The sequence below is a fragment of the Hanstruepera sp. CR43 genome (assembly GCF_055227665.1).
Genome location: NZ_CP200078.1, coordinates 3102079 through 3113905, shown reverse-complemented (window position 1 = coordinate 3113905; position 11827 = coordinate 3102079). Strand labels below are relative to the sequence as shown.

At 38.3% G+C, this 11827-nt stretch carries 10 protein-coding genes and 1 pseudogene; 1 reads left to right on the top strand and 10 read right to left on the bottom strand.

The window, feature by feature from the left end; all coding sequences use genetic code 11:
* Positions 1–10 precede the first annotated feature (10 nt).
* The 9 genes and pseudogenes from ACKXGU_RS14265 to ACKXGU_RS14225 all read right to left on the bottom strand — a co-directional run bounded on the left by ACKXGU_RS14265 (position 11) and on the right by ACKXGU_RS14225 (position 9251).
* Complete coding sequence (locus ACKXGU_RS14265; protein ID WP_463465937.1) at positions 11–373, bottom strand: response regulator transcription factor; 363 nt, start codon at positions 371–373, stop codon at positions 11–13.
* 18 nt (positions 374–391) lie between these two features.
* Positions 392–3079: an ATP-binding protein gene (locus ACKXGU_RS14260; protein WP_463465936.1), complete on the bottom strand. Its 2688-nt coding sequence runs from the start codon at positions 3077–3079 to the stop codon at positions 392–394.
* Positions 3072–3266, bottom strand: a complete 195-nt coding sequence (locus ACKXGU_RS14255; protein WP_463465935.1) for a hypothetical protein — start codon at positions 3264–3266, stop codon at positions 3072–3074. The genes ACKXGU_RS14260 and ACKXGU_RS14255 overlap by 8 nt, the downstream gene beginning before the upstream one ends.
* Positions 3267–3408: 142 nt before the next feature.
* Entirely contained in the window at positions 3409–5184 is a 1776-nt protein-coding gene (locus tag ACKXGU_RS14250) for a sodium:solute symporter family protein (protein ID WP_463465934.1), read from the bottom strand.
* A gap of 25 nt (positions 5185–5209) precedes the next feature.
* Positions 5210–5470 (bottom strand): DUF4212 domain-containing protein, encoded by a 261-nt coding sequence (locus ACKXGU_RS14245; protein ID WP_463465933.1) that lies wholly within the window; start codon positions 5468–5470, stop codon positions 5210–5212.
* 12 nt (positions 5471–5482) lie between these two features.
* Complete coding sequence (locus tag ACKXGU_RS14240; RefSeq protein WP_463465932.1) at positions 5483–6700, bottom strand: hypothetical protein; 1218 nt, start codon at positions 6698–6700, stop codon at positions 5483–5485.
* 107 nt (positions 6701–6807) lie between these two features.
* Positions 6808–7227: a transposase gene (locus ACKXGU_RS14235; RefSeq protein ID WP_463465931.1), complete on the bottom strand. Its 420-nt coding sequence runs from the start codon at positions 7225–7227 to the stop codon at positions 6808–6810.
* Between the two features lie 102 nt (positions 7228–7329).
* A pseudogene (locus ACKXGU_RS14230) lies at positions 7330–7684 on the bottom strand (DUF779 domain-containing protein).
* A gap of 67 nt (positions 7685–7751) precedes the next feature.
* Positions 7752–9251 carry an aldehyde dehydrogenase family protein gene (locus ACKXGU_RS14225; protein WP_463465930.1) on the bottom strand — a complete coding sequence of 500 codons (1500 nt, stop codon included), beginning with the start codon at positions 9249–9251 and terminating at the stop codon, positions 7752–7754.
* Positions 9252–9482: 231 nt separating this feature from the next.
* On the opposite strand from ACKXGU_RS14225, the gene ACKXGU_RS14220 reads away from it, so the two are divergent.
* Positions 9483–10397, top strand: a complete 915-nt coding sequence (locus tag ACKXGU_RS14220; RefSeq protein ID WP_463465929.1) for an AraC family transcriptional regulator — start codon at positions 9483–9485, stop codon at positions 10395–10397.
* Here the strand turns inward: ACKXGU_RS14220 and ACKXGU_RS14215 are convergent.
* The gene (locus tag ACKXGU_RS14215; protein WP_463465928.1) at positions 10387–11757 is read right to left on the bottom strand and encodes an alanine/glycine:cation symporter family protein; all 1371 of its coding nucleotides are present in this window, start codon (positions 11755–11757) and stop codon (positions 10387–10389) included. The genes ACKXGU_RS14220 and ACKXGU_RS14215 overlap by 11 nt on opposite strands.
* Positions 11758–11827: the final 70 nt, after the last annotated feature.

Genomic DNA, 11827 nt, shown 5'->3' with positions numbered 1-11827 from the left:
AAACCAATGGTTAATTGAGTAGTTCAAGAATTTCTGAAACTATTTTTTTTACTGAAAACGGCTTGAGTAAATATTTGTCTGCTCCAAGTTTTAAGCCTTTTTCAATATCTGAAGCTTTATTTTTAGCCGTTAAAAACACCACTTTGGTATTCTTTAAACTGGCTTGTTCTTTTATAAATTTTAAGGTTTGATAGCCATCTACATTCGGCATCATAATGTCCAATAAAATTACATCTGGCACATCCTTTTTTAATATCTGAAGAGCCTCACTGCCATCTCTCGCAATATACACTTCAAAGTCTTGTTTTTTGAAAGCGTATTCCAACGTCATCACGATGTTGGGCTCATCATCTACAATTAAAATCTTCTTCATATTTTACAGCAGTACAATTTAGTCAAAAGGTAGCTTAAAACCAAAGGTTACGCCACTTTTTTGATTGTTTTTAACCCATATTTTGCCATGGTGTTTTTTAATGATTTGCCTACTAATGGCTAGCCCTAAACCACTACCCTGTGGTTTAATGGTATTCTGGTCACTGGTTTGATAAAATTTGTCAAAGATAAAGTCCAAATCTTTATCTGAAATCCCTCTACCGTTATCGCTTACCAACACCTCAACGGAAGCATTTCCAAGCTTATAATCAATCACAATCCTACCCGTATTTGGTTCGCAAAACTTAATAGCATTGGAAAGTAAATTGGTCAATACCTGAATGATCCGATCTTCATCGTAATTCAATTTACATTTATGTGGATTTTTAGCAACTATCTCAATATGTTTTTTGGCGGCAATCTGACTCACACTATTAATCGCTTTTTCTATAGTCAAATTAATGTCATGCTGCTTCATGTCCAGCTCCTGTCTGCCCGTTTCCAGCTTTTCAAAATCTAGGATATTATGTATCAATCGTGATAAACGATCTGAATCCTGAAGAATATTGCTTAAAAATTGAGCCTTTACTTCAGCTGGCATATCAACATCTTCCATAATTAACTCGGTTGCCGCACGGATACCCGTTATCGGTGTTTTTAATTCATGAGCTACCGTATCCAAAAACTCATCCTTTTGTTTGTCCTTCAGAATCAACTCATCATTGGCGTTTTTAAGTCTGTTGGTTAAATGCTGAAGCTCATCAGACTTTTCTTTTAACAGCTTATTACTCGCAATAGCTTCTTTGGATTCCTCTAAAATTTTTAACACTTCAACCAAACTAATCTGTTCTTCCTTAACGACGCTCGATATCAGAATTTTGGCCGAAGAACTTCCAATACTACCTGTCAAGAGTTTTTCTGAAAAATTGATGAGTCGTGCATCTGCGAGTTGGGTATCCTGTGGTAATTTGTATTTCGTAAAAAAGATACTCAAAGCGCGTTGCGCTCGTTGTTCTCCTAAAAACCGGTTGAGAACATTCTTAATATCAGACACATAAGCTTCCCCTTTCCAAACCAAGGCACTGTCCTGAAGCGACGCATAATTTTTACTGTCTACAAACATTTCGGCGTAGTTACGCTCCCTGTAATTTCCTTTAAACATGAGAGACACCGTGAGATATAATAACGTATTGATACTCAAACTCCAGAAAAAAGCATGAGCGGGCGGACTTAAAAAGTCAATCCCAAACAAGGCGCTTGGTCGCAATGCCTCGATATGAAACAAACCATAATCCGAAAATTCCGAAGTTCCAGTAAGCACCTGCATGACAAATGGTAGAACCAAGGTATAGAGGGTTGTTAAAAACCCAGCAATAATACCGACTTTGGTTGCTCGTGAGGATCCCCTATTCCAAAATATTCCAATAAAAAAAGAGGGGGCCAACTGAGCAATGATTACAAAAGAAATCAAGCCTATAGAATATAACGACAAGGCCTTTGAAAAGGACACGTAAAAGAAATAGGCCAGAATGATGATACTAAAAATGGAAACCCGTCTGATGATCTTGATGTATTTGGCATTTTTTTCTGGCTGACTCTTACTGAATTTATCTAAAAACCCATAGGGAATAATGAGGTTATTACTTACCATAGTTGATAATGCCAAAGTGGACACGACGACCATAGAAATGACTGCAGAAAAGCCTCCCAAAAAAACCAATAAGGCTAGTATTGTATTGTTTTGTTGCAACGGTAACAATAAGGTATAATATTCGGCATTGACCCCATTACTAAATGTTAGTTTGCCTGCCCATGCAATAAATATCACGAACACATTAAACAGGAGTAGATACAGTGGGAATAACCAAATGGCTTGTTTTAAATATTTTTCCCGATTGTTTTCCAAAACCGATACTTGAAATTGTCTGGGTAATAAGAAAATGGCTAAAAACGACAACATTATCATAAAGAACCAGTTGAATCCATTACCAATGTCTCCAAAAGAGGATAAACTCTTAAACGATTCCATAGCTGATATCTGGTTATAAATATCCGTCGTACCATCATAGAGGTAAAAAGTGACATACAACCCAATAACCAAAAAGAATACTAATTTTAAAACTGACTCAAAAGCAACAGATGCCACGATACCACGATGCTTTTCAGAAGCATCGGTAGCTTGCGTTCCAAAAAAGGTGGCGAAAACAGCCAGGAGAACCGCAATGTAAAATGTGGAATCATCCCAAATGGTCTTGGAAATATAACTGCTTTCATCAACCATAATTTCAAAGGTCTCTGAAACAGCTTTTAATTGTAATGAAATATAGGGCACAATCCCTACCAAGCACACCACCGTGACCAAGGCTCCAATAAACCGATTGTTTCCATAACGTAACGAAATAAAATCGGCAATGGACGAAATTTTATGCTGTTTGGAAATCCGTATAATCTTTCGCAAAACAATAATCCATAAAGGTGCCGCAATAACAGGCCCTAAATAAATAGGCAAAAACTGCATTCCAGAATTAGCCGCAATACCAATACTGCCGTAATAGGTCCAAGCGGAACAGTACACTGCTAATGACAAGGTGTAAATGTACGGGTTGTTTACCCATTTGCTTTTGGCATTCTTTTCAGCAATAAAAGCGATGTAGAACAATATTGCTAAATAGATGATGATGATTATGAACAAACTATAATTATTCATAATGCCGTTTTAGAATAACATAGGAGATAATAATAGCTACGCACCAAATAGCGAATATGGAAAAATAGATGATAGGAATTCCCAAAACCTGTCCTTCCATATTAAAGATGAATAGAAAGGGCACATTGAACAATAGCAATAGCGCCAATGCCAAGACTACCAATTTCTGCTCGTGTCTTTTTTTCATCTCTTAAAATTTATTTTTTGTTTTGGTAAGATACCATAACTACTAACGCAGTTAAATGTAAGAAAAAAACAGTATGGTCAAAAGGACCATACTGTTTTAACTAACTAAACAAACTTTCAAATTTTATATAAATCTGAAATGATTAATGACTGGAAGCTTCACCTGCTCCCGAAGGTATTCTAATATTCTCAACGATTTCCTGAACATCGGCTGGTGGTGCTGCTGTGATTCTGGAAACTACTACTGAAACGATAACATTTACAATCATAGCTACGGTACCAAAACCTTCTGGCGAGGTTCCAAACCACCATTCACTGGCAGGTCTTGGATCCATCACACCAATCAATCCCGTTTTATAGCGTATCATATAGAACAACATCAAGGTAATACCCACAATCATACCAGCTATGGCGCCTTGCTTGTTCATACGTTTGTCAAATATTCCTAAAATAATGGCCGGGAAAAAGGATGCTGCTGCCAAACCAAAAGCTAGAGCCACAACAGCCGCCACGAAACCTGGAGGGTAAATACCGAATAGTCCCGCAATGATGATAGCCACTAAAATAGCGATACGTGCTGCCATTAATTCTCCTTTTTCAGAAATGTTTGGCTTCAATTGCTTTTTAATTAAGTCATGAGAAATAGATGTTGAAATCACCAATAATAACCCAGCCGCTGTTGATAGTGCTGCTGCTAATCCACCGGCTGCTACCAAAGCAATTACCCAGTTTGGTAGTTTGGCTATTTCAGGATTTGCTAATACCATAATATCTCTATCAACATATAACTCGTTAACTTCGGCATTGGCATTGGAAATTAAACGCTCACCATGAGCACCTCTCTCGTTTGTATATACTGGTTTTTTACCATCAATAGCACTACCAGCTACATATTGAATTTTACCATCATTATTTTTATCTGACCAAGCAATCAATCCTGTGTTTTCCCAGTTCTTAAACCACTCTGGAATCTCACTATATTGTTGTTCGCTAACGGTTTCAATTAAGTTTGTTCTTGCGAATACTGCTATCGCCGGAGCTGTTGTATACAGAATGGCAATAAACAACAAGGCTAATCCAGCTGATTTACGTGCATCTTTTACTTTGGGCACTGTGAAGAAACGCACAATTACATGTGGTAAACCGGCGGTTCCAACCATCAACGCCAATGTGATGGCAAACACATCCCAAGTGGATTTAGTACCATCGGTATATTCATTGAATCCTAATTGTGTATGTAGGGTATCCAGTTTATCCAAAAGGTAGGCACCACCTTCCAATTTGCCACCCATACCTATTTGAGGAATTGGGTTTCCAGTCATCTGCATGGAAATAAAGAATGCAGGTACCATAAAGGCGAAAATCAAAACACAATATTGAGCTACTTGCGTATAGGTAATTCCTTTCATACCTCCCAAAAAGGCAAATACCAAAACGACCGTCATACCAATTATAACCCCTAGGTTAATATCAACCTGAAGGAATTGCGAAAATACAATACCCACACCACGCATTTGTCCAGCTACATAAGTAAAGGATACAATTAAGGCGCAGATAACCGCTACGGTTCTAGCTGTGTTGGAATAGTAGCGATCACCTATAAAATCAGGTACTGTAAACTTTCCAAACTTCCGTAAATAAGGCGCTAACAGTAAGGCCAATAATACATAGCCTCCGGTCCATCCCATGAGGAATACAGACCCATCATATCCCATGAAGGAAATCAATCCTGCCATAGAGATAAAAGATGCGGCACTCATCCAATCGGCTGCAGTAGCCATACCATTTGCCAATGGTGAAACGCCACCACCAGCAACATAAAAATCTTTTGTTGAGCCTGCTCGGGCCCAAATAGCGATTCCAAAATATAGAGCGAATGTTAGCCCTACTAAAATCCATGTCCATGTTTGTACACTCATAATAATTTGTTTTAATAGTTAAGGCTTACTCGTCGAAACCGTATTTTTTATCTAATTTATTCATCAATCTGACGTATACGAAAATGAGAATAACGAATACGTAAATGGAACCTTGTTGTGCGAACCAAAATCCTAATTTGAATCCGCCCAGACGAATTTCATTTAAAGCATCTTTAAATAAAATTCCACAGCCATAGGAAACTAAAAACCAAATAGTTAAAAGAATAACCAAATACTTTAGGTTTTCCTTCCAATAGGCCGATGCGTGTTTTTGTTTATCTGTCATAATATGCTTGGTTTATAGGTAAATCATGGCCTGGAGCGTTACCGTTCCTTGCTTTGAATCACCAAATTTTTGATTTTGATATTCTAAAGTTAATTTGGAGTTATGACCACTGAAATAGGCATTGGCTCCAATTCCGAAGATATTTCTATTATCATCTACAGCATCATAGCTATTGGATGCAAAAGACACATAAGGTTGAAAACGCGTTTTGGTTTTATCACCATTAAACACATAGCCAACATGACCATACACCATACTACCTGTTCCATAAGCACTGAACAAATAGTCTTTACCATAATTATTAGTTTGAAATGTCGCATAAGCTGTAATAGCGGCACCTTTATCTCCTAGAGGTGAATCGTAAAAGGCATCAATAGCAAAAATACTGACATCCTCTCCTTTTAGCTCCATATTGTCCATTATAACCGATCCACTTGGGTGATAGAAAAATCCAGCTCCTATATTAAACACGCGTTTACCTCCAAGATAAGAGCCCACCTTATACGGTAGGAAATTGGATTCCTGATCAAGTATGTTAAAATCAAAATAACCAGCATAAGCCATACCAGCATCTTTAGAACCCAAAACACGTTTACCACCGTAAACAGCTGAACCACCCTCAACTGGCTCTCTTGTATCCAGTCCGTTTGTGATCGCATCATTAATAGCTAGGCGGTATTGTAGCTTACCAAAGCTTCCCTTACCAAAAACACCAACGTGTCTGGCAAACTGATCCGATAAACCAATAGTGGCCCAAGATTGTCGATTGTTGTCCAAAGTCATCATGTTCAAGGTACTTTGGTTATTCAATCTGGAAATACCGTTAAAGTAATGCAAACCACCACCAACAGAATGGTTTTTACTTAAATTATACTGGGCCCATACATCATGGAAAAACAATTGAGCACCATCACCTTTCCCGACTGGATCCATTGTGGTGCTATTTAAGCTGTTTAAACCAAAATGTGTTAAGATTAAGAACTTTTCGTTAATCTGGGCGAACATTAAAACACGCGCACGCCTTAAATTGAAATTAAAATGACTGGATTCATCAGGGACTTCATCGGTATAGATACCCTGGACTTGTGCCCAAGACAAAATACGGAGATACTTTTTGCCCTCTTCATCAAATTTAACTTTGAGACCACCATTATAATCCGGTGATCCTTGTGAGAAGGCATATTGCATGACCATAAAAAAGGCAAACAATAGCGTTAGTTTGTTTCTCATAATTTTAAGATTAATTAGTTAATTAATTGGTTTTGTGTGCAGCACTAATCTCTTAAAATGTGTGAGTTAAATAAAAATTGTTATAGGTAATTGTTAATTTGAAATATCTAATCACGGAAACGTTCCCATTTTATAAGCATAAACTTATCTCCCAACTCGGTAACAAGGACACCAGCTCCAGATAAGTTTTCGGTGGTTTGAAAGTATTTGGATAGCTCGTTTGCGTTCAGTATTTTATAGGTAGGATGGTAATCGGTTTTATAAGGTCGCTTAATGTTATATTTTTTTACCCAGTTCATGATACTCACATGAGAAATACCCAATATGCGTTCAATCTCTCTGTAGGTTAAGCCCTCTAAATATAACTGTAGTGCTTTATTGACGTAGTAATCATCAATGCGTTTACCTAACTTATTTACGGTAAAGAAATAGCCACATGACTTGCATTTATAGCGTTGCCGATCGTTAACAATACCACTCTTAATGTATTGATCTGAATTGCAGTTTGGACATAGGTCAATTTTCATATATACTAATTTAGCATAAATATATCAATTTAGCAACATTAATGTAACCTGATTGTCATATTAATTTTATCAAACCTAGAAATATAGTCTTAAATAGTCGTTTTAACTATTAAAATAGACCTCCTCCTCTGGTGTCAATAATCGAGAGTGAATGATAAATCGGAAACCTAAAGGAATCTCCAATGAAAAACTCGGCACCACGACCTTCCGTAATATCAATGGTTAGATGCGTATGTTTCCAATACTCAAATTGATCAATATTCATATAAAAATTAATTCCGGCAACCTCACCCAATAATACATCGCTATCATCCAGATAAAAATCGTCCTTTTCTAAAATCATGGGTGCCGAGCCATCGCAACAGCCGCCGCTTTGATGGAAGATGAGTTCCCCATGACGTTTTTTAACCTGATTGACAATATCAATGGCGCGTTCTGTAATATCTATACGTTTCATATTCTTTAAATTTATTAAAAAAGGCCGAATAAATTATCCGACCTTCTTCCTAACTAACTAAAACATTCTAAAAGAAGCCCAGTTTATTTTTGTCGTAAGAGATTAACATGTTTTTAGTTTGACGGTAATGATCCATCATCATCACATGAGTTTCCCTTCCGAAACCTGATTTTTTATAACCTCCAAATGGTGCATGGGCTGGATAAGCATGATAGCAATTGACCCAAACACGACCCGCTTTAATGGCTCTTGGTATTTGATATAACTGATGCGCATCACGTGTCCACACACCTGCTCCGAGCCCGTATAAGGTATCATTGGCGATTTCTAAAGCTTCGGCCTCATCCTTAAACTTGGTCACACATACAACGGGTCCAAAAATTTCTTCCTGGAACACGCGCATTTTGTTATGGCCTTCCAAAATGGTAGGTTTGATGTAGAATCCGTTAGATAAATCTCCCGACAACTTATTGGCTTCACCACCACATAAGACTTTAGCACCTTCTTCTTTACCAATATTTAAATACGATTGTATTTTTTCATATTGGTCGTTAGATGCCTGTGCTCCAACCATGGTATTCACATCATACGGATTATCCTGAACAATGGCATTGGTTCGCGCTACCACACGTTCCATAAACTTATCGTAAATGTCTTCCTGCACCAATAAACGAGACGGACAGGTACACACCTCACCTTGATTAAAAGCAAATAACACAGCACCTTCAACCGCTTTGTCCAAATAAGCATCATCTTCATCCATCACGGAATTAAAGAAAATGTTTGGTGACTTTCCACCCAATTCCATAGTAACCGGATTCAGGTTTTTGGAAGCATATTGCATAATCAACTGCCCGGTAGTTGTTTCACCTGTAAAAGCTACTTTATCGACTCTTGAACTTGATGCTAATGGCTTACCTGCTTCAGGACCAAAACCATGAACCACATTCACCACGCCTGGAGGAAACACGTCGGCGATTTTCTCCATTAATAAGGTCGCTGATGATGGAGTTTGTTCGGCTGGTTTTAAAACCACACAATTACCCGTTGCCAATGCTGGCGGTAATTTCCAGGACAACATTAATAAAGGGAAGTTCCATGGAATAATCTGTCCCACAACACCTAGTGGTTCTTTAATGTTCATGGACAAGGTATTGGCATCCAATTCGGTTGCGGTACCTTCTTCGGCACGAATACAAGCTGCAAAATAACGCCAGTGGTCAGCAGATAGCGGTACATCAGCATTTAGGGTTTCTCTGATTGGTTTTCCGTTATCACAGGTTTCCACTAAAGCAAACTCCTCTAAATTAGCTTCAATAATATCGGCTACTTTATTTAATAAAGTGGCACGCTCGGTGGCGGATGTATTCCCCCAACTTTCTTTGGCTGCATTGGCAGCATCCAATGCTTTATCCACATCTTCTTTCTGCGATCGTGGATATTTTGCAATCACACTATTATCTATTGGCGAACGATTCTCGAAATATTCACCTCCTATGGGCGGCACAAACTGGCCATTGATAAAATTACCATAGGATTCCTTAAACTTTGGTTTTGAATAACTCATACGATTTTTAAGTTTAGTTTATATTTTGTTTAAAATCAAACCATTAACAACCCTCCAAGTAATTCTTAAAATCTTTATCAGTTATGCAATTTTAAGGTCGAAATATTCGGTTATCAATAATTTTTATAAAGTTATTTTATCATATTCTGATTTTCTTGAACAGAATTATTAAATTGTTGAACATATCTATCATGAACAACATAAATGTGTTCTTTTTTTGTAATATTGAGTATGGATCACCTGTTAAAACATCATAAAAGTCACAGAAAACTGACCACTTTGGTAGAGAATCGCACGACCTATAATGCCGATTATGCCGAATTGAATATTTATGAAACCCATGAATATGCCGAGAAAGTTTCGCTGACATTTGACTTTCCAGTGATTGCGAGCATGCTTACTGGCAAGAAAGTGATGCATATTGATGGCTTGCCGTCCTTTGATTTTTTTCCAGGAGAATCCGTGGTGATGCCAACCAATAAGGAAATGGTTATTGATTTTCCACTTGCCAAACACAACGCCCCTACCCAATGCCTGGCACTGGGGATCGATAGTGGGAAGATTGATGAAGTGGTTGAAAAGTTCAATCACCATGTTACTATTGAACGTGAAAACAATAACTGGCAATTGGACGACAATGCTTCCCACCTTATCAATAATACCGATGTAAACCATTTAGTAGTACGTTTGGTTTACACCTTTACCAACAATACTAAATCCAAAGACGTGCTGCTAGACTTGATGATTCAGGAACTCATTGTGCGGCTCTTGCAAACCAAAGCCAAAGCCTTTTTACTGAATGACCCTGAAGGTATTTTTAACGATACACGCATAGGGATGGTGATTAAGTACATTAAACAAAACCTGACCAATAAAGACATAACAGTTGATTTATTGGCCGAGAAGGCCTGCATGAGTACTTCACACTTTCATAAGAAGTTTAAGAACACCTTGGGTGTTTCACCGATAGATTATATCAATTCTGAAAAGATCAAGTTCTCCAAGAAACTGATTAAGGAAACCAAGGATTTACGAATGTCTGAAATTGCCTTTAAGTCAGGATTTAACAATACCAGTTATTTTAACCGACAGTTTAAGAAAATGGAATTGATGACACCCCAGCAATTCAAAATCTCTATCTCCTAATTTTTTCTTTATAAGCTTGTATTTCTTTCACCACACGTGGTGCCAGAATCAATGTTGACAACATCGTTGGAAATGCCATCAGAGCAAAAAAGCCATCGATAAGGTTAATCATGAGGCTTAAAGACGTGGTGGCTCCCATAATGATACTCGCTATATACAGGTAGTTGTAATAATGCTTGTTATGAGCGCCTATTAAAAATGACAGACACTTACTACCATAATAGGAATAAGAAAACAAAGAGGATACACTAAAGACTATAATACAGAGTAATAACAGATACTTCCCAATACCTGAAAAAGTCTGCCCAAATGCTGAAGCTGTTAAGGTTACGCCATTGGCATCGGTGGTTTGCCACACACCCGTTACTAAAATAGCCAAGGCTGTTAAGGTACAGACTAACAAGGTATCAATGGCAGGACCCATCATAGCTACGAGACCTTCACGAACCGGTTCGGAGGTTTTGGCAGCGCCATGCGCCATAGGTGCCGTACCAATCCCAGCTTCGTTGGAAAAAGCACCACGACGGATTCCCAGGAGAATTAAACCACCTAGCACACCACCCAAAAAGGCATCGCCAGTAAAGTTTTTGGCTGCAAAGGCATCAGTGAAAATAAGTACCAGATAGCGTGGCACCTCATGGATGTTAACAATCAGAATGATGAGTACCAATACAAAGTACAACAACACCATACTAGGCACTAGGCGTGCTGCTGTTTTACTAATACGGTTGAGTCCACCAAGGATGACGATACTGGTCAGTAGCACCAGAACAATCCCAATTATAAGGTTTGAATTGAAATCTACTTCCACGCCATTGGGTACTAACAGGATATCATTAATGGCCTGTGTCAATTGGTTGACATTAAACACCGGTAGAGCTCCCACCAATCCACAGACACTAAAAAAGGCCGCCAAGGGTTTCCAGGATTTACCCAAGCCTTCCACAATAAAATACATAGGACCACCTTGAATGTCGCCATTGCTATCCTTACCACGATACATAATGGCCAAAGTTGCCGTAAAGAACTTGGTTGCCATCCCAATGAGGGCACTGATCCACATCCAGAATACCGCTCCAGGACCACCAATGGCAATAGCTACCGCCACTCCCGCTATATTTCCCATACCAATGGTTGAGGATAAGGCGGTGGTTAAGGCCTGAAAATGACTGATTTCACCAGGATCGTTGGGATTATCATATTTGCCACGCAGTACCTGTATGGCATGCCCAAAATACCGAAAGGGCAAAAAACGGGACAGGATGAGTAAGTAAAGTCCGCCACCGATGAGTAAGATGAGTAAGGGTAAGCCCCAAGCTGCGGAGGCAAAATCTGAAATTAATTGATCTAATGTGCTCAATGACCTTTTTTGCTGGAATTTAGAATAAATATTTTTAATTCAAAAAAAGTATTCGTTACTTTAAATTCAT